Origin of the sequence: Paenibacillus agricola (genome assembly GCF_011440305.1) — a bacterium.
In the GTDB taxonomy this organism is placed as follows: Bacteria; Bacillota; Bacilli; order Paenibacillales; family NBRC-103111; genus Paenibacillus_S; species Paenibacillus_S agricola.
Window position 1 is genome coordinate 1 of record NZ_JAAOIW010000037.1, and the last position, 20336, is coordinate 20336.

The window sequence follows — 20336 nt, forward strand, 5'->3', positions numbered from 1 at the left end:
GATATCAAAATTGTTATGACACATTCGCAACTGATGTTATTCGTGAAAATCGTCGAGACCGGCAATTTTACAAAAGCTGGGGAGCAATTGAATATGACGCAGCCTGCCGTAAGCCGAGCCATCTCCACGCTTGAATCGGAATTGGGGGTCATCCTCATGATTCGGGATAAAAAGAAAGGGATCATCCTCACCGATATTGGGAAGCGCCTGACTGTCATATTCAGAGAGATTTTGCACGGCTACAATAAGGTGGAGCAGGAGGTAACGGCCGAGAAAGGGTTTGAAGTCGGCACCGTTCGCATTGGGACGTTCCCGATTGTGTCCGCACATTTCTTGCCGAAAATATTAAAGGTGATCGGGGAGAAGCACCCTGGGCTGACGTTCGAACTGTACGAAGGAACTATTGACGAGATTAAAGAATGGCTGTCTTCAAGAATAATCGATGTCGGCTGGATTATTCCACCGAACGGTGAATTGGAAGGGATTCCGTTCTTTAAAGACGAGTTGTGTCTGCTCCTTCGGGACGATCATCCATTGCAAATTCGCCCGAAAATCCATATCACCGATCTGGACAATGAACCTATGATTGTATGCAAAGGCGGGTTTGTAACGCCGATTTATGAGCTGTTTCAACAATTTGGAATCGCTTTGTGCGTCAAATATGATGGCCACAACATAACCACGGCGTTAAGCATGATTCAAGAAGGGCTGGGCGTCGCGATCGTATCGACAACTTCGTTGTCGTTGTCGGTGCTGCCGCCTAATGTCCGCGTCCGGACAATTGAACCGCAGCCGTTCAGAGAGATTCACTTGGCGGTTCCATCTCTGGAGGAGGCTCCTCACGGGGTGAAGCTGTTCCTGAAAACCGCAAGGGAGCTTTATTTATCCGGTGACCGGAACCGCTAATGTACAAATTTTGCATAGAGTATTAGCTTATCTCGCTAAACTAACGGGTACGATAGTTCAATCATTACAGCGGCAGTCTAAGACTTTATTTACGAGTCTAAGACTGCCGTTGCGTCCCTGTTCGGTTTAGTCTAATACTTATATCTCAAAAGCTGACGATTTTTCATCCCCAATACTGCATCAAATCAACAACTCCAGTCTAAGACTTTATTTTCTTCGAACACTTTTATCTTTTTTATGCTGTCCAGTTAAGAGAAAGTAAACCGAACATTGAAACAAAGAGCTTTATAAAAATTAGGGTGGGCTGAGAATTCCGTGTGAGGTAATATATTCATAACTTTCATGTGCACAAATAAACGCATCCTTTTGCCAGGATTCCTGCTCCGCAAAGCCCCACTTGACACCCGCTTTTTGACAGGCTTCAAATATTTCAGGCCAAGCGATATGGCCTTGCCCTACTGGCATCAGGTTTTCGCGCCCATCCGGCAAAATGACGGAATCCTTAAAGTGCACCATGTCGACACGGCCGCTATATCGTTCAAGCAGCTTTATGGGATTTAGCCCGGCCTTAACAACGCTATAAAAGTCTATCGTAAGCTGCGCGTCATCCGGCATTCCGTCCATCAGCCAGTCAACCGCAGGTCTGCCTTCAATGCAAGTGTAATCGGACACTCTCGGGTGAAATGTCAAGATCAGGCCATTCTCCCGAAGAACATCCGCCATTTGGCCTAATTCCACAGAAAATGCGAGCAACCCTTCAACCGACATCTTTTCACGCGGTATGCCGCTTACACACATAAGGCAGCTGTTCCACAGCTTGTTCATTTGGATAAACCGGCCCAGGTTATCACTCACTACGCTGTAATAATCTTGCGTGGAAACACACGTCAGACGCGTCTCCCGCAGCGCATCGGCAACAAACTCATCCGGCACATCAGGCGAAATCCATTGCAACTGCACCACCCTGTAACCCATATCAGAAAGTTTACGAAATGTGCCAAGCACATCCTCCGGTATGGTGAGAAAGGCTTTAAGGCTAGAAGCTTGAAAGCCAAGAGATGTCATAAGTGTAATCCTCCTTTTAATTTCTGATGCTGGAATCTACTGAAAGTGGTTTTTTTCCAATTCCATTAATCGTGTGAGTTTTCAAGCCGACGTTATCATAGCCAAAAAAAGAAATCAATAGCCATTCAACAATTTATCATGTAAGTTCCAGCTAACTCATAAATATGCCTTTACTTATGAAAATCATTAATTAAAGGCTCCTCTTTATATTCTCCGGAATATCGGGGATGTCTTACTGTAATTTAACTTAAAATTACCTTATTGAAATAGGAAATCCAGATATCCTAAAAAATACCTGTTGTAATGCGAATATTTGTTCGTTATTATGAGTATAATAAGAACAAGTGTTCCATCTACTCCTCGAGCTTATTGTATCTTTTATTAGTCATAACAAGAATTCAGCAGCAGTAAAGTACATCTGCCCGATTTCCGGATCCTCTCCCAGTGATCATGGCTACTTAGCACGGATGAAAAAATGTGGTTACATGGATATCGCAAGTGGCAAACCTCGGCCTTTAAAAATTGTTCAATGGGGTGATGAAGATAGAGCCAAGTCAGTTTAGTCGATATATCGGAATGTGTATAGAAATTATGTACATGGATAAACACGGTGTGATCTCGCATCGTTATATTGAGGTTCGTTCGATTAGAAAGAACTATATCTGTGCGTATTGCTTCGTCAAAAAGGGATTAAGGGTGTTCAGTATGGAGAACATCCTTGCGGTTTCTCACGCAGCAAAGCAGAGGTCGTCATGAAAGAGCGAATTATATTTCTCGTGGATTGCGAAAGTTTTTACGCCTCAGTAGAGAAGGCAGCCCATCCAGAATACAAGGAAAAACCCGTTGTAGTGGCCGCTGACGCAACTAGGAGGTCAGGCATAATTCTAGCGGCTTGCCCCATTGCAAAAAGTTATGGAATAACTACAGCGGAGCGGTTAGGAGAGTCACTCAGTAAGTGTCCTGATTTAATTGTGCTCAAGCCTCGAATGCAGATGTATATCGATGTGTCACTGCGGATTACCCAAATTTATGAGTCTTTTTCCGATTTAGTTGAGATTTTCTCGATAGATGAACAGTTTATTGACATGACACACTCGATTGGCATGTTTGGTAATCCAGAAGAAATGGCCAAACAAATTCAAATTCAGGTACTATTGGCCACGGGAGTTAAAGTAAGAGTGGGAATATCAAACTGTAAGATATTGGCAAAATCAGCTTGTGACATGTTTTCAAAGAAGAATGAATCCGGTATTTATACGATGAGTAAAGACACAATTGCCGACGATCTGTGGAAGCAGCCGATAGAGAAAATGTTCGGTTGCGGTAGCCGCATGAAGCAACATTTCTTCAGACTTGGCATTCATACGATCGGTGAGCTCGCACAGTTACCTCTACATAAAGTAAAGAGCCTACTGCGAACTCGGTTTGGAAAAAATGCGGATATACATGCGACTTTGCTTTGGCAGACAGCCAATGGCATAGATGATTCCAAAGTAACACCAAGTACCCACCGTGTAGCACCGAAATCCATAAGTCATATGATGACTTTGCCCAGGGACTATCTGGAACATGAGGTAGATACTATAATTCTTGAGCTTACCGAAGAAGTTTGCCGGGATGCTAGGCGTAAAGGATACATGGGCTCGACATTGACTGTGGGCTGTATGTGTAGTCCCTTTGACGCACCAACTGGCTTTTCTAGGCAGATGACACTTCCGGATCCCACCAATAATACCAATACAATCTACGAGGCTGCGCGGAAATTATTTTATCTGTTTTGGAACGGCATGCCTGTACGTAGGGCTGGCGTGACAATCAGTGGATTGGTTGAAGATTCTGAATATCAGTTGACCATGTTTGAAGATCAGGAGAGGCAACGTGCATTGGAACGTGCCACAGACTACATCAAGGATAGATTTGGTAGTGCAGCAATAGCCAGGGCTTCATCCTTCGGGGCCGCGGGGCAAGCACAACATCGAGCAATGAAAATTGGAGGACATTATAAATGAGCAAAAAGCTCGAAGGTAACGGTCGCTGGGAGTCAAGCCGAATCATTCTGCCACAGCATAAGGAAGCTTTGATTAATCGTCAAAACCCTGAACCGGTGATCCAACAAGTACAAAAGCCGACTGCCGATGAGCACAATATGATCTTGGATTCAATACTTCTTCCGATGTTGCTAACAATGATTGAGCGCAATAGTAAGGAATTTGAGATATCGAACAACATGCTCAAGAAATATTACACAGCCCTTACACAAATCCTTATGCACAGGATCCATTCCCAGATGACCAAAAATAAAAAAGAGTTGAAGATAAGACAAATTAAAGTTTTCGAAGATGCGCGGCCAGACGAAGATCTTCATTACAAATATCTTTGCCGCGGTTACGAATACCCTTTTGCAATTATGCGGGATGTTGTGAAGGCTAAACTTAGCATCATGCTAACTGATAACATCAAAAGCATTTTAAATATAGTGAAGGAGTGATCTGAAATGGTCAAATTAGCAAAATCAGTAGGAAAAAACGCGATACCCAAGCGCCCGACACGGGATGAATTTGAACTGGAAGAGTTAGGCGAAAAGTTAGTAGAAGCGAAACGGGAGGATCAAGAAGTACTATTAACTGTCTGGGGGCAGACAGAGCAAGTAAGAGGGCGGATCAGGGAGATGGATGCCCGAACTAGGACAGTTCATATCAGCAGATATGGAGATGTAACAAAAGTGCCGTTCTTGGATATTTGGAAAGTAGAAAGCCCAGGGGCGTAATCCCTGGGCTTTTTCTAAAGACATCTGTAATTGGCTTCGTTTGATATTCTTATTCTAATAAAGGCGGAAATTCGACTTTTAGTGCATCCAGTGAATTAAATTTGGCTGTTTCAAATACGATCATAGCCGGCTTTTTGTCAGTCGCATCTTTCAGGATATGGCCGTAGTATTTTCCATCTTTCTCAAACGCAACCATCGTACGATTTTTTTCTAACAAGGCATATCGTTCAATAATCATATACGTTCTCCTTATCTTTGATCTTCACTAAAATAGGTTCACTTATCTAACCAATAACATAGAGTAATTTTACCATATAACAATAAAGCAGCAACTACTTCATTATGATGGTATTGAATAAATACTAACAACAATTTTACTTATTTTTTGACAATAACCCCTAAAGTGCAAGAAGGAAAATACTGTAACTATGATATAATATAAATCAGGAAATTGAATAGTGCAGAGGGTGGGGAGATATGGATATTCTTACTTTTATATTCGACAGAGCAAAAATTACCTTGTCGCTAAGCCTTCACCCTGAACAAGGTTACACTTTCAGGACATTAACAAAGGACAAGCCTTTATGGATTTCTCAGGCGGTTTCTAAACTCCCCTCTACTTGCTTGCCTTCAAAATACCTAATGCTTGACCAAACCGAAGTCCAAATCGAAATACATGAGCTATTAGACTTACGGAACCAACTTTGCGAGATGATGAAGGAGAGTACTTTCAAACGTTACCACATTCTGATAGATCCCCTGATTATGAATCTCCACCACATTGAATGTCCCGAAAATTTTCTAATTGAATGCACATGGGACCACCATCATCATAAATTAGTGGTGCAATTCCTCAATGGTGTAGAGCCCCATTTGGATGGATGGTTTCAAAAAGGCAATGAAATTTGGAATATACCTGGTTGGACAAGCCAAGACAATCGTTGGTTATTTAATAAAGTTGAACCTGGGCTGCTTCCTTATTTCATTGATGAAGTAATGTCGGATATGAAGAGCCGTGGGCTCCCTATTATCTGTCCAATACAATTTTTACATGAAGACGCAATTCATATAGCAATCGGCGATATTACCCAAGAAACCGTGCAGTTATCCATAAACTGGAATTGCCAATCCCCTATGGATATTCCTGGTCTTGATGATTATGTAATCGATGGAGATCGTCTCTATTTAGGACCACACCTAGACCCATTAATGGAGTTCTTTACTATCTATCCCATCCAAAATGGACTGTCTTTGATTTCGGGGGATGGAATTCCTTACTTTATTGAGATGTTGTCCGGAGAATGGTCGCATTTTATATCGGGCGACAAGGAACGATTACTTGAAACGCACATAATTGGGCTGGAATTTCAGCTTTTCTTGCTTGGCCAAACATCCATAATCAACGGCGTTGGTAATCCATCTGCTATCCCCATGCTTTCCGTAAATGGCTTATATGTAAGTGCATCGGATATATCAAGACAAATACGACCCGGAAAACGTTTTGTTTCTAGCGAGTCCGGTTGGCTGCCTGTGTCCCTGCTAAATCAAATAGGGATTGGTTCAATGGGTAGAGCTACAAACGGTTCATCATTGGAAGCACCCATCCAGCTACTTCCTGCAGAGATTTTCAATAGGGGTAGTGCTCGACTTGAAGGCCCGTGGAGCCGGTTTGAACTTTTAGGTCACAATTGGCAGAGCGGTGAGGGCAACCCCACTTTACAACATCTGCAGTTTCTCTCGATGTGGGGTATAAATGGAGGCGTATTGGGCGGACTAAGCCAATGGTCTAAACCATTACATGATTTTCTTCAAGATCTAACCGAACAATATAGTGATTCACATATTCTCATCGTTGGAAAGCTAGTTCAACTGGAATCTTTGAAAAATCTATGGGGTGAATCAATAGATATCCTATGGCTTACCTCCTCGGCGGTATTGAATAAGTCTGCTGGCCATAATCCGCAGTGGATTGCGATGACTCCCAGCTTGTTAAGTAAAGAAGCTGCTCTGCAAAAAAAAATATGATATTTTAATTACCTTAGAACCAGATTCGATGACGAAAAGTACAGATACCCTCATATACCGAGTCCTTTCAAAGATCAAAGCAAGGTTAAGATTATCTCTATTTTCTTCTGAGGATTATTTAAATCAAGACGCCGTAAAGTGGACCCATTTAACTCTTTTAGGATTACAAGACAGGACTCATCAACGGTATGCTATATTTGATCCATTAGAATACAGTAATGAGTTACCCGCACCATATTGGATGAGCGTGGATAATAGGATGAAGAGCAATCCCATCCAATTTACTGACTATGATTTGGATGAGGAATCTCCAGGGGTACATATTCCTCAGAGGGATCCTTCTGCTCAAAGCACTACTGATTCATTATCTTTCAACATAAATAGCCGGGGGCGTAGTTTTGTTGACGAAGCAAAGCGGCGGGCGCAAGTAGAGGGTCAACCAGTACCTTTTGTCCCTTTTAATAGTTATGGACCAACCTACAACGATATGACCCAACCTCAATTAAATTGGTATTACTATTGGCGATCCGAAGTCCGGAGCAACCGGTACCCAGAAACGGACTTATCCTACATTTATGTGTATGTGTTTGAACTCATCAACGGTATAGGTTGGACAAGGCCGGAGTCAGGGTATAAGTTATTTAATAAAATTAGTATTGCTTATGGAAATCAATATGCTCAGCTAAATGAATACCTAATCGATTGGATTTCTGATTTTGTATTAATTCACTCATTAAATATCCCTTTGATTTCGATCCTAACACGCTCCCAAAGCTTACTATCTGGTGAACTGATTAATGTGGAATTGATGAGATTGTTAAAAGAAAAACCCTCTCAAATATCTCTGGATATGCTCTTACATTTAAGCGATTACGATATGCAGCGGAATAAGTTTTATCAAGATTTTGGAAAACTTGATTTGGAATTCTACGTCCCTCGGGTTGTTGCATTAGTCGATGCTTACCTGTTCAAAACTTATGGGCTTAAACTGATAGAAATGTTTCCGCCTCAAGAACTTGTCACAGAGCGTCAATTATTCCGTAGTGCTATATATGATGACACCCTGTATGGTAAAACAATATCTGTACCTACAGTTCAACTTCTCAACCATGGCCCGCTCCGGGGCTATTTAACCCAAGTTTTTAAGTATACAGAGAACAAATTAAGGGATCTCCGAAAATTTAAGATTCGGTTAAGAGGGATAACCCTTGACCAAGAGCTAGAACGCTTAATAGATCGGTACCTAGATAACGAGTTTTCTCAGAAGGTAAATGTGCTACCTAAGATAACCATTGATGCTGAAAAATTGGCAGTCCTCCAGAATGACACCGAACACGTGCGCAGCCTGCTTACAATTGCAGAACAAGAGTTTAACCAAGAGTCGGATTCAACCAATGTGGATATTCCCGACGTACCATTGGTAGTTGCAAAGCAGCCTGAAATTGTATTGCAGAATGATAGATCTTCGAAAATCAGTTGGGATACATCAAATTTGAACGAGGAATGGTCCCTGTTCGCAAGTTCATTGGATTCCTGCCAATTAGAAGCGTTATATGCCCTGAAGAGTCCCGCTCCTGAAAGTGAACTCAATGCTGTGGCCAATGCGTATGGAACCATGCCGGCACTCATTATTGACGATATTAATAATGTGGCAATGGAAGCCATTGGTGATCTCATAATAGATGGGGAACGGATTTTCGAGGAATATCTCAATAATTTGGATAATTTGAAAGGATGATTTTTATGCCTGATGTGAAGATACCTAAACGACTTACAACAGCTCTCGTTAATTCACTCACTGCAGGTGTTGTTCCTAGGATAGGTTTAGAGCATATTGCTGTAGGACGAAGGGTTGAAGTAGAAGCGATTTTAAGGGATATGGATAATATTGCTGAGGGTGGGGCTGCCTTTAAGTTTATTACCGGACGTTACGGAAGTGGAAAGAGCTTTCTCCTGCAGACGATACGTAACTATGCGATGGATCGTGATTTTATCGTCGCCGACGCAGACCTCTCACCTGAGCGACGGTTTGTGGGTACAAAAGGGCAAGGATTAGCAACCTACCGCGAATTAATGACCCATTTGTCTATTCGTGCTCGACCAGATGGAGGTGCTTTGGAATCAATTCTTCAAAAATGGATTGCTTCAATACAGCAAGAGGCAATGAAGGAGCTAGGGCTGCGGCCTAATGATCCTTTATTGAATAACGAAGTGGAGCAAAGGATATTTGCCGTAACGGCTGAAATGCAGAACATGGTGAATGGGTTTGATTTTGCAAAAGTATTATCCATTTACTGGAGCGGCTATAGGCATGCTGATGACGATAAAAAACAGGCTGCCCTTCGTTGGTTACGCGGTGAATTCCCTACAAAAAGCCATGTATAGACGTACAGCAGCACGAAAGGGTAAAAAGAGAGCGGGTATCGTCGTCGCCCACGCCATGCAAACTATTCCACCAAAAAATCTCAATTAGTAGGTTTATCGTAAGCGTTATTATCTATTTTAAGATTAAAATGAAGATGAAAAGCGGACAACTGAAGCACGGATGAGTCGTATTTCTGAGTACAATCGTTGTTGTGGCGTGTATATAGGCTTAATAGGCATAGTGACCAAATGGTAATATTAGTTTAAATCTTCCCAATTCTAGTAAAGCTAGAGGTGACTAAAAATTGGGAAAGGGGAAGTTACCGCAAATGTATATCCCTTTGGCCACATCCAGACCAATGACTGGATTCATACGATTATCCTCCTTAAAAATACGTAATTGTCGGTATCCCCTAAAACTTCTTGTAATGTCATAGGTTCGCTTGTTAAGCGGGATCTTGGTCCCAACCAGCCTGAAACATGTTTATACAAGCAGGGGGTGAACAGTTTAGCTGACGGGATCAAGTCCCACGGGCACACCGTTCTACCCCGACTACCGTTATAATAAGACCCTATAAAAAAAGGTCAACCAGAAATATCTGGCTAACCTTATATTACGAACGGGTACGATAGCTTAATAAACAACTAAGACGAGGCTACCAGCGTTCTGAACTGCACCCCGTCAAGTAGACAGTACAAATAAGTAAAAGCGTTTAGGCGGCCTTAGTCCTGAATTCCATGGGACTGAGGCCGTTTAATTTCGCCTGTAATCGCTCGTTATTGTAAAAGTTTATGTAAGTATCAATGTCCTTCTCTAGCTCTTCAAACGTGCTGTATGTATTCAAATAATACTTTTCACATTTCAAGGTCCCCCAAAAAGATTCCATTGGTCCATTATCGATGCACCTGCCAATACGGGACATGCTGGGGGTCACGTTCGCGGCCTCCAGCCGTTTCTTGAAGCTCGGCGAGGTGTACTGAAACCCTCGGTCGCTGTGAAGCATGGGGGCGCTGCCTGGTGCAAGCTGGAGTGCCTGATCCAACGTTTGAAACACAAGATTGTTGTTGTTCGAACGTCCAAACACGTAGGAAACAATGGTGTTATCGTGTAGATCCAATATGGCGCTAAGATACGCTTTCTGGCTATGTCCGTATTTGAATTCCGTTACATCCGTCAGCCATTTCTCATCGGGTGCTTCGGCGTGGAATTCGCGGTTCAGCAGGTTTTCGGCAACATGTTGGGGAGTGGAACTCGCATATTGCTTTTTCTTCCGACGGATGACCGACTGGATGCCTGCAAGCTTCATGAGCCGCCGGATCCGCTTGTGATTAATCGGTTTGCCCGTTTGTCGACAGAGCTGAACGGTGTGCCGCCGGTAACCATAGATACCTTGAAACTGCTTATGATGCGCTAGCATGTTCTCAGTCAGCTGCTCGTTTTCTTGTTCACGTGGACTAGGCTTGTGGTCTATCCATTTGTAATAACTGGACCGCGCTACCTTTGCGAGCTTACACAACAGCTGCAGGCTGAACCCCTGTTGCTCGTGAACCGACCGAATGGCCACATACACTTGCATTTGCCTATGCCCGCTTAAGTTCGCCCCCTTTGCAATTCCTGTAACTTTTTTAAGAATGCTACCTCTGCCCGAAGCCGCTCATTTTCATACTCAAGCTTCTTCGTAGTGTGTTTCTGCTGCTCGGCCTCCGTTAACTCTTCCACTGCTTTCTTCCGTCCCCGGCCGTCCTGCAGCGCATCCTGCCCGCCATCCTCGTATTTCTTGATCCACTGGTACACTTGATGATAGGCGACCTGAAACTGCTCTGCTGTCTTCCGGTAGTCATGTTCATGCGCCATGCAATACAACACAATGTCGATTCGTTCCTGCCAGGTGGTGGACCGTCCCTTTATCATAGCTCTTGCTCCTTCGTTTACCGATTTAAAGCTGCTATGATTATTATACTTGTCAATCCAACTTTTGAGTTGTGTACGGCTTGCAAATTTGTATTTATCGATGAGTTCATATTGCGAGTACTTACCCGACAGATAATCCTGCACCGCTTGAAGCTTCAGCTCCACTGGATATCTGCGAATACCAATCCGAATTTCTAATCCATCAACACCGTACAGTTCATAGCGGTGCCGCCATTTCACCAGTGTATTGACACTGAAGTTGTACTTGCGGGCCACCTCAACCCGAGTGCCTTCACCTGCTTCAAGTTCTCCTATTATCGCCAGTTTTTCTACGCCAGTATATTCATTCTTTTTCGACAAAGAAATACTCCCCTTTGAGTAGCCGGTTTATTTTTTAAACCTGTCTACTTACAGGGGAGCATATCATTCGGATTGGCAGCCTCGTTGGAATGTAAGAGGAATTTAAGTCATTACGAAAAATGAAATCTTCACACCGCTTAAGTGTACGATGAGAATTTTTGATAATCCAACAGATGACAACAATAAAACAATTAGTAAATACGTTGATCAATATGTAAAAAGGTTGACTATATAAACATCGCCACTAAAAAGGCGATGTATTTTGTTTTTAAGTGTTCCCAGCAGGAATGAGATTAAGTTCGACAAACCGTTCATCCAGAGGCTTTACATGGAGGGGTGGGCTATAGGCTAAACAGCATTAGCGATACGAGTATACGAGCTATCGCCCAATCGCAAGGAATCATGCCCATAGAGGCTCCATGTCAAGCCAGCTCTCAAGTCTCTCATCATGCAGATAGTTCCGCTTGCAACCGGTCTCCAAAATGGATGGCAAGCTGCGATATACATTCTTTCCAAGAACGAAGCGGCATCGTCAATTTCAGGATGCATGCATGGTGGCGAGATAGATAATCTTCCGCAAAGCATCATCTGATGGGTAAGCGGTTTTGGTTTTGGTGACTTTTCGAAGCTGGCGATGGTAGCCTTCAATAATATTCGTGGTATAGATCATTTTACGGATCTCGAGTGATTCTGGATGCATCAAATCTCCATTAATAATCTCGGCACCCTGATCCTTCAAAGCATGGGCATGTGCTGGTTGCCGGACCAGCGCACTAACAGAATAGAGTACTATAAAAAGCTGGGCTTTGAAGTTTTCGCAGTAGGGATGAAGGATAAAAGATAAGTAAATGGAAAGCCGTATATCACCGAAAATTTTTGGTGCCCGCTGCATATTCTCAAAACTCGTACTATATCCTGGCTTTTTTTCGATAATAGCAGGATTGTATGATTATTTAGCATGATAGCTACTCCTTTTCCAAACGCTTGCTCATTATACTGAAGGCATAACCACTCAGCTTACATGATAAATGTTCATGAGAGGAATTTAGCATGATTAACGATTTAAGCAAGCTATCGGAAGAACAAATAAATCAATTTGAAATTTTCGAAGAAATAAGCAATCAAACGCTTCGCATTTAGAAAGCCCGGTATTGTGTAATATTGACCTGTCTGTCATAATCGAAGCAGCCTAAGCCTATCGCTTAGGTTGTTTCTGTATCTTTTATTTCCGGATAGGAGGTTGGATTCATGACGAATGCGATTAAGGTAATGATTGTAGACGATGAAGTACTGGCGATCAAGCATCTGGAGCTTTTGATCCCTTGGGAGGAGATCGGCTTTGTGATTACAGCGGTGACTACGTACCCCCAGATGGCTTTGGAAATGTTTCGGAAGCATCGCCCGCAAGTCATTTTTGCCGACATTCGAATGCCGGGCATGGACGGCTTGGAGTTCAGCAAAGCTATACTGCGAACGGGTATACCGGTTCACATTGTGCTGCTGACCTCCTATAAGGAGTTCGATTATGCCAAAGAAGCTGTCAAAATCGGGGTATGCGATTACTTATTGAAACACGAGCTGCATCCAAAAGAACTGATTTCGGTACTGGAGCGTATCCGGGGGGAATTGAAGGAAGATGAGCAGAAGGAAGCGTTGATCAGGCGCCAGCTGTTCAATAATTTACTCAAAGGCTTGGAGCCCGCGCCTGAGCAGACCCGGCTGTTATCCAAAGAAGGCGAGCGTCACGGCAATTTATTTGTGTTTCTGCTTTTGGCAGCCAATACAGCCGTCCCTATTCTCCCCGGCCTCCTGAAGGAACCGCGGACCGAGCCTGTATGGTTGAATGAAGCCCCGGAGGCCACCGGCTTTCTTTGTTTGGACGTGCTGCCGATCGGTGGGCAGCAGTGGGGTGTGATCCTGGCCGTCTCCAAGCCCGGCAGTTATCTTCAAACGCATAATGAGACCATGGCGATGGCCCGCTTTTTACAAAAAGCATTCATAGAGCAGCGCAATGAAACAGCATCCGTCACGATATCGCCTGTTTTTCATAATCTTGCCGAACTACACCGGATCTACGTTAGCTGTGATCGCATCTTGAAGTACGCGCCTTTTTTCGAAAAGGAATGTATTATCCAATCCGATTCGATACCAAAAAAGGCAGCAGACTATTGGATGGAGCTTCATCCGTACGTGGTCCGCGCGGCTGCCCAGCTTGACCAACATCAGACTGAGCAAGCATGCTTGACGGTGAGTGAAGCCTTTGCATTTCTTATTAAGCGCTTTCATCTGGACGGAGTGATGCTTTTGTGCCGAGAACTAGTCGCACTGCTTGAATCTTTTCGACTGAAGAGGCAGTTGGCAAAGCTCGTGGACCGGGCGGTGGAAGAGGAGGTATCCGGGGAAAATTGGGTTACTTTCATGCGCATTTCTGTTTGGTTTCAGCATATGTTCCGTGAGGCGATACGCGAAGCGGAAGAGAAGTTGAGCAGCCGGTACTCGTGGAAAGTGCGTCAAACGCTCGAACGGATACGTGAACAATATAAAGAAGCGCTGACCGTTGAAAGTCTGGCCGAAGAGGTAGGTATAAGCGGCGACAGGCTTCGGCATGTGTTTAAACAGGAAACCGGCATGACCGTATTGGATTATTTAACTCAAATTCGTATGGATCAGGCCAAACAGATGCTGAAAGACAAAAGGGTCAAGGTGTATGAAATCGCCGAGATGGTTGGTTACAAAAACAGCCAATATTTCAGTCAGGTGTTCCGCAAAACGGTAGGGGTCAATCCCTTGGTCTATGCAGAAGGGAAGCGGTTTTCCGATGAAATGGAAAATTAAAAGCAAGCTGATGCTGATCACCTTTTGTATCGTCTCCATTGCACTGGTGTGCAGCGGTTCATTCACTTACTACTATGTAACCGAGATGATCCGGGAGCAGTCGATACAAGACAGTCAGGTCAAGCTCTCCCAGAACGCTTTTCAAATCAAACGCATCCAGGAACGAACCGAAAAAATCGCCGAATACATAATCAGTGACAGTGAAATTCAACTGCTGCTCAAGACCAATCAACAGCTCAATAAGGAGCAAGCTTATTTTCAGAAAAAAGCGGTGGAAGAAAGACTGAAAAAATTTACAGCATTAAATGACTTTATTTTTAATGTTCTGATCGTCAGAGCGGATGGGGAGATGTTCTCGAACAACGCTGGCTATGAGAACTACTTTGAATCGAATTTACAAGAGAAGTGGTTTAAAGAATTGGCTTCCGAAGGGGGCAACCCGCAATTCTCCACGCCTCATCCGTTCTATTATGGCAACGGCAACGGAGAACTGCCTGCAGTAAGCTATGTGGTGCGTTACCGAAGTTTGGATGAGCCGATTAATGGGGAAGAGCTTTATACACTGCTCATCAACATCAAATATTCGGAATTTACCGCTGCTTTTCAACAAAGCTTGGGGCAATACGAACAAATGCTTCTCGTCAACAGCAAGCAGGATATCCTGTTCAACAGTAAAGAAGAAGCGCCTCCGTTCATGCTGGACCAGATCAAGCTGGGGACCGGTACGGGCAACGGCTACCTGGAGGACCGGCAGTACATCGTTATTTACAATCAATCCATGCTCAAGGGCTGGACTCAGATGGCTATTATTTCCAAGAAGAATCTGTTTGCCAAAATCAACTCGATCCTGTTCATGTATGTGACGGTTATCTTATGCAGTCTGATTGTTATTTTTTCTGTCATGACACCGACCATTGCTAATATTACGCGTCCGATTTCCCAGATGGTATCTGCTATGAAGCGGGTTTCCGAGGGTGATTTAAATATGCAAATTTCGATTCGCAGCGGCGATGAGCTGGAAATTCTCGGAAAAGGATTTAACCGGATGATTACCGAGTTGAAAGAGCATGTCCGCAGTTCCATCGAAAGCGAGAAATTGAAAAGGACGATGCAGCTGCAGCTGCTGATGGCCCAGATTAACCCTCATTTTATTTACAATACGCTCAATACGGTTATTTATTTAAGCCACGCTAACCGAAACCGTGAAGCGGAACAGATGACCCAATCGTTAATCGGCATTTTGCAGGATTCGGTTCATAAGGGTGACAGCTCCTTCTTCACTAGGTTGGCGGGTGAAATAGGAATCGTGGAGAAGTACGCGGAAATTCAGCAGTGCCGATACCCGAACCGGTTTCAGCTGGAGTGGAATATCGATGCACGGCTAAATGACCTTGTTGTTCCTAAAATGATTTTGCAGCCGATTGTTGAGAATGCTCTGTTCCATGGGATTTGCTCGATGTATATGGAGGACATGGGCTGGATTCGGATTCAAGCGATCCGGACGGAGGAACGGGTTGAAATCTCGATCGAAGATAATGGTAAAGGGATGTCGGCAGAGCAGCGTGAAAACTTATGTGCAGCGGAAACCGGCAGTACCGACAGAGATGCTGGCCAAGGAGGGATCGGATTGGCTAATGTACGGGAGAGAATCTGGTACCATTACGGGAAGGATTTCGGAATGGATATCGAGAGCAGCGAGGGCAAAGGCACTCGCGTAACTCTTAAATTACCGCTAAGTAGTGTCCTTTAACCGGATTTGAAACAAAACAACCAGTTTGTCTAGTTTATCGCAATGGAATGTGTTTGTACAATAAGAAATGTAATCGCTTTCTTAATTTTGTACGAGGAGGGTTCATATGGTTGAAAAAAAAAGAAATGGGTTCATCATCCTGCTTGCAGCATGTTTAAGCTTGGCGGTTCTTCTGTCAGGTTGCAGTTCAACCCCTATTTCTCAGCCATCGGCAGTGCCGGACGGGAAGGGAGCAGTAAAGCCTGAGGACATGAAGGCCACAATAAAAGTGTGGGATTGGGATGAAGCCTTTTTAAAGCACATGATACCGGAATTTAACAAAGTGTATCCGAATGTCAAAGTCGAATACGCCATCGTTAGTGGCGCCGATTATTTGCAAAAGCTGCAAAGCGGTATCGCTTCCGGATCGGATGTACCCGACGTCATTCTCGGAGAAATGGCCTATCGGGGGCAATTGTACGATCTGGGTATACTCGAAAATTTGGAGGCAGCTCCATACAACGTGAAAAAACAGGATTTGTTCGATTATTTGCTTCCGCTGCTGACGAATTCCAAGGGAGAGTTGGTTGGAGTCGATCAGCAAATCGCGCCGGGCGGCCTTGCTTACCGCAGAGATTTGGCCAAAACGTATTTGGGCACTGATGATCCCGCTCAGTTGGAAACGCTGCTGAACGATTGGACCTCGTTTATCGCCAAAGGTATCGAGGTTAAAGAGAAGAGCGGAGGCAAAGTGCTGATGATGTCCGGGCTGTCTGACGCCTTCCGAATCTTGTACGGTCAAACTGCAAAAGAGTATATAAAGGGCAAAGAAATCGATCTGACATCGAGAGTCAAAGGACCGCTGGAAACTTTATTTAAAATGAGGGATGCCGGAATCCTCGGCAAATTGGAAAACAACACACCCTCGCTGGCTGCTTCCTATTCCAAAGGCGAATTTTTATTTTATCCGATGGCGCCCTGGGGGCCAAAATGGACGGTGGCTGCAAATGATAAAGAAGGAAAAGGCAGATGGGGTTTGGTCAAAGCGCCGGGCGGCGGAACGACGATAGGCGGTACAGCTATTGGCATTAATAAGGGAAGTAAGGTCAAGGACGCTGCTTGGGCTTACATAAATTTCTCCTATCTCTCCAAAGAGGGTACCACCCAATCGTTTACCAAATTTGGGTTTCCTCCTGGATTGAAATCGTTTTATGTAAATAATGATCTGATCGAAAAAGGAACCGAGTATGATGCATTCTTCGGAGGACAAAACCTGATGAAATACTTCTATGCCAAGATAGTTCCGGAAGTGAAGGGACAACCGCAAACCAAATATGAGACAACTGTACTCAATGCATATAACACTTTGTATCCGCTGTTTACTAAAGATACAAGTATCGATGTCAATTCGGCGCTGCAAAAATTCATTACGGAAGTAAAAAACAAAGCTCCTGATGTTACCGTGAAGTAAAGAGGTCGCTTACGGCAGCCGTTCCAGCGAGCGGTTGCCGTCTTGTTTTTAGAGATAAGAACGATTGGAAAGTGAGGCGTAAAATGTGAAAGCCGTCGCAACGAAAACGAATTATGGAATCCGGTTATGGCCGTACCTGTTCGCCCTTCCATTTATTTTAAGCTACCTTATATTTCATTTTTACCCGGTTATCTATTCCTTGTTCTTAAGCTTTCATGATTGGAACGGCATTGGTGAAAAAACATTTGTAGGTCTTAAAAATTATACAGATTTATTAACGAAGGATCCGTTGTTTTACAAATCGCTTTTCAATACAGCGTTTATTATGCTTATTTCTATTCCGGTTACGATTCTTCTTGGGGTGGTGATGGCTTACGTTACTTTTCACCTGACATTCGGAAAACGGTTGTTTCAGACCGTCAACTTTATGCCTTACATTACGACTCCGGTCGCTATCGGCTTTATTTTTTCCTATATGTTCGACTGGCAGAGCGGAATTCTGAATCAACTGCTCATCCGGCTGGATCTGGTGACAGAGGGCATTTACTGGCTGCAGGAACCGTTCATCGCAAGATGCGTTATAGCTCTGATGTTCATATGGCGTCATCTCGGTTATTTCATGGCTATTTATTTAGCGGGTATGACGGCGATCCCTCAGGACATATATGAAGCGGCCAAAGTGGACGGATCTTCCGGAGCCCATACGCTGGTTACGATCACACTGCCGCTGCTGAGAAATATATCGGTATTTCTAATTGTTACGTCTGTTATCGGAGGCTTTCAATTATTCGACGAGCCGAAGCTTCTGTACGGAGGCTGGGGGGCGAACTCGGTTGGCGGTCCGGACAACGCCGCACTTACAGTCATTTGGAAATTTATTGACAATACATTTATTTCCGACAACCGGTTCGGTTACGGAGCGGCAATCGCCTATACCTTATTCGTTATCATCATCTTTTTCTCGATGATCAGTTATCGCCTTTCAGCGGGGAAGGGAGAGAAGGAATGAGAATCGTTAAAATGTCGTTATTGATAGTCATAACCATGGCTTCTTTGTTTCCGTTTTACATGATGATTGTCATGTCGACCTACTATAATGAAGATTTGTTTCTGGGGCTGCCGCTGTTACCTGCATCCTACTTTGTGGAAAATTTAACAACTGTGTTCAAATCTAATTTTTTACAAGTCTATGCCAATAGCTTGTTTGTCTCAACGTTCGCCGTTGTTTTCTCCTGCATAATTAGCACCTTGATAGGTTTTGCCATTGCCAAATATGATTTCCGTTTGAAAAAGGCGCTAAATTACTTCATTATCATCACTATGATGGTGCCTTCCCAGGTTGGAACGATAGGTTATATTATCGAAATGCGCAATATGGGCTTCGGTAATACGCTGTTCCCGATCATGCTGGTATGGCTCTCGTTTCCTTTCGGAGCCTTTTTTATGACGCAGTTCATTAAAGATACCGTACCGAAGGAGATCATCGAATGCGCGAGAATTGACGGTTGTTCGGAGCCCCGGATTTTGGCGCAAATCGCATTGCCGTTGATTAAATCAGGTATTTCTACGCTGGCTATTCTAGTGTTTCTATGGTCGTGGAACAGTTACTTGTTGCCGCTTGTTTCGATTAACAATCCGAAATGGTACACCGTACCGATCTTTGTATCCAACCTAGGGGTTGTTCATCGCACCGATTATGCGGCAAGGATGTGTGCACTGACGCTTACGACGATTCCGATTCTGCTTGTTTTCATAGCAGGATCGAAAAACTTTATAAAAGGGATTACTGCAGGAGCAATTAAAGGATAAACCTCAAAGCTTAATGTGAAGGGATTTTACCTTCGGGTGATCTTTGAAACATTCTCGTAACGACTAGGGTTCCATTTGATCCGGCAGGTTATTTTTCTTGAAACCGCTTGGGTTTGTACCGATCCACTTCGAAATTGATTAATGAAAATCAGAAAGCTGAACAAAAATAGATGAATTTGGGAGGATTGAATATTGAACAAATGGATTGGATCAGCAGGCTTATGTGTGAATTCTGAAAGACAAATACTTATGGTTTTACAAGGTAAGCCAGAAGAGGAAAAGCGATGGTCGGTGCCTTCTGGGAGGTAAAGAAAACGAGGAAAATTTAGAGAATTGTTGTATCAGGGAAGTCTTTGAAGAGACAGGTTACCAAAGCAAAGTTATTCATAATATCAATTAAAAGCAAGGGTCACATGGTCCCGTGGAGTACGAAGTAACGTATTTTGAGGTGGAGATTATTAATGGACAGCCGACCATCCACGATCCTGATGAACTCATACATGAAATTGCTTGGAAAACAGTGGAGCAAGTAAAAGAACTTCAGCTATCCTTTCCTGAGGATAAAGAATTTTTATTGAACTATATCGAGCAAAAAGATTGAACTAACGGGCACGATAGTTAAATACCAGGAGGGCTGCCACGGCAGCCCGTCGCTCCGCTAAACATTCCTGTAAGGCCTAAGATTTGGGCTTTGTCAAAAAAGGAGCGCCTCGGTATGATGGATTTGTCGAAGGGGTTTAACCCAATACATCAAGGAGGCGCTCTTACTATGAAGTTTAAACAAACAGATGGACAAAATCAACGCATTGAACGAATTTCTACATCTCATCTTGTTGTGGGTATAGATATCGCCAAAGAGACTCATGTAGCACAAGCAACTAATTTTCGCGGTATCGTACTTAGTAAGCGACATCTTACATTCTCAAATACAATTGAAGGATTTGAAAAATTAGAACGATGGATTGACGAAATCAGGCAAAAACACCGCTTAAAAGGACTCATAATCGGCATGGAGCCGACCGGACACTACGGGTATAACTTAGCCAATTGGCTTGCGAGCAAAGGCAACAGCGTTGTCATGGTGAATCCGGCC

At 43.7% G+C, this 20336-nt stretch carries 16 protein-coding genes and 3 pseudogenes; 14 read left to right on the plus strand and 5 right to left on the minus strand.

The genetic code is table 11. From position 1 onward, the window contains the following. Positions 1-15: 15 nt before the first annotated feature. Positions 16-906: a LysR family transcriptional regulator gene (locus G9U52_RS37800; protein WP_166158363.1), complete on the plus strand. Its 891-nt coding sequence runs from the start codon at positions 16-18 to the stop codon at positions 904-906. A 294-nt stretch (positions 907-1200) separates the two neighbouring features. Here the strand turns inward: G9U52_RS37800 and G9U52_RS37805 are convergent, their stop codons facing one another. Next, the gene (locus G9U52_RS37805) at positions 1201-1971 is read right to left on the minus strand and encodes a sugar phosphate isomerase/epimerase family protein (protein ID WP_166158322.1); all 771 of its coding nucleotides are present in this window, start codon (positions 1969-1971) and stop codon (positions 1201-1203) included. A gap of 752 nt (positions 1972-2723) precedes the next feature. Here G9U52_RS37805 and G9U52_RS37810 point away from each other — a divergent pair. The 3 genes from G9U52_RS37810 to G9U52_RS37820 are packed head-to-tail and all read left to right on the plus strand — an operon-like array spanning position 2724 to position 4738. Continuing rightward, positions 2724-3980: a DNA polymerase IV gene (locus G9U52_RS37810; RefSeq protein WP_166158325.1), complete on the plus strand. Its 1257-nt coding sequence runs from the start codon at positions 2724-2726 to the stop codon at positions 3978-3980. Beyond that, positions 3977-4459, plus strand: a complete 483-nt coding sequence (locus tag G9U52_RS37815) for a YhjD family protein (protein WP_166158328.1) — start codon at positions 3977-3979, stop codon at positions 4457-4459. Before G9U52_RS37810 ends, G9U52_RS37815 begins: the two co-directional genes overlap by 4 nt. A gap of 6 nt (positions 4460-4465) precedes the next feature. Beyond that, positions 4466-4738 (plus strand): YolD-like family protein, encoded by a 273-nt coding sequence (locus G9U52_RS37820; RefSeq protein ID WP_166158331.1) that lies wholly within the window; start codon positions 4466-4468, stop codon positions 4736-4738. A 49-nt stretch (positions 4739-4787) separates the two neighbouring features. Here the strand turns inward: G9U52_RS37820 and G9U52_RS37825 are convergent, their stop codons facing one another. Further along, complete coding sequence (locus G9U52_RS37825) at positions 4788-4976, minus strand: hypothetical protein (RefSeq protein WP_207953460.1); 189 nt, start codon at positions 4974-4976, stop codon at positions 4788-4790. Positions 4977-5215: 239 nt separating this feature from the next. On the opposite strand from G9U52_RS37825, the gene G9U52_RS37830 reads away from it, so the two are divergent. From G9U52_RS37830 to G9U52_RS37840, 3 genes and pseudogenes are all read left to right on the plus strand, one after another. Continuing rightward, positions 5216-6763 (plus strand): hypothetical protein, encoded by a 1548-nt coding sequence (locus G9U52_RS37830; protein ID WP_166158334.1) that lies wholly within the window; start codon positions 5216-5218, stop codon positions 6761-6763. A gap of 28 nt (positions 6764-6791) precedes the next feature. Then, positions 6792-8501, plus strand: coding sequence for a TerB N-terminal domain-containing protein (locus G9U52_RS37835; RefSeq protein ID WP_207953461.1), 1710 nt, complete (start codon positions 6792-6794; stop codon positions 8499-8501). A 5-nt stretch (positions 8502-8506) separates the two neighbouring features. Beyond that, positions 8507-9139: pseudogene (locus G9U52_RS37840) on the plus strand (BREX system ATP-binding domain-containing protein); the annotation flags it as partial. Positions 9140-9840: 701 nt separating this feature from the next. Here G9U52_RS37840 and G9U52_RS37845 read toward each other — a convergent pair. The 3 genes and pseudogenes from G9U52_RS37845 to G9U52_RS37855 form a co-directional block, all read right to left on the minus strand. Continuing rightward, positions 9841-10704 (minus strand): IS3 family transposase, encoded by an 864-nt coding sequence (locus G9U52_RS37845; RefSeq protein WP_243767798.1) that lies wholly within the window; start codon positions 10702-10704, stop codon positions 9841-9843. 14 nt (positions 10705-10718) lie between these two features. Next, entirely contained in the window at positions 10719-11399 is a 681-nt protein-coding gene (locus G9U52_RS37850) for a helix-turn-helix domain-containing protein (RefSeq protein WP_166158340.1), read from the minus strand. 446 nt (positions 11400-11845) lie between these two features. Then, positions 11846-12081, minus strand: a pseudogene (locus G9U52_RS37855) (transposase); the annotation flags it as partial. A 566-nt stretch (positions 12082-12647) separates the two neighbouring features. Here G9U52_RS37855 and G9U52_RS37860 point away from each other — a divergent pair. From G9U52_RS37860 to G9U52_RS37895, 7 genes and pseudogenes are all read left to right on the plus strand, one after another. Continuing rightward, positions 12648-14234 carry a response regulator gene (locus G9U52_RS37860; RefSeq protein ID WP_166158342.1) on the plus strand — a complete coding sequence of 529 codons (1587 nt, stop codon included), beginning with the start codon at positions 12648-12650 and terminating at the stop codon, positions 14232-14234. Next, positions 14218-15984: a cache domain-containing sensor histidine kinase gene (locus G9U52_RS37865; protein ID WP_166158345.1), complete on the plus strand. Its 1767-nt coding sequence runs from the start codon at positions 14218-14220 to the stop codon at positions 15982-15984. Before G9U52_RS37860 ends, G9U52_RS37865 begins: the two co-directional genes overlap by 17 nt. A 106-nt stretch (positions 15985-16090) precedes the next feature. Next, entirely contained in the window at positions 16091-17434 is a 1344-nt protein-coding gene (locus tag G9U52_RS37870; protein ID WP_166158348.1) for an ABC transporter substrate-binding protein, read from the plus strand. A gap of 85 nt (positions 17435-17519) precedes the next feature. Continuing rightward, positions 17520-18443, plus strand: a complete 924-nt coding sequence (locus G9U52_RS37875; protein WP_166158351.1) for a carbohydrate ABC transporter permease — start codon at positions 17520-17522, stop codon at positions 18441-18443. Beyond that, positions 18440-19243, plus strand: coding sequence for a carbohydrate ABC transporter permease (locus G9U52_RS37880; protein ID WP_166158354.1), 804 nt, complete (start codon positions 18440-18442; stop codon positions 19241-19243). Before G9U52_RS37875 ends, G9U52_RS37880 begins: the two co-directional genes overlap by 4 nt. A 192-nt stretch (positions 19244-19435) precedes the next feature. Then, positions 19436-19844 (plus strand): annotated as a pseudogene (locus G9U52_RS40625) (NUDIX hydrolase). A 168-nt stretch (positions 19845-20012) separates the two neighbouring features. Then, the coding region (locus tag G9U52_RS37895; protein WP_166158360.1) for an IS110 family transposase at positions 20013-20336 on the plus strand (324 nt) is incomplete at its 3' end.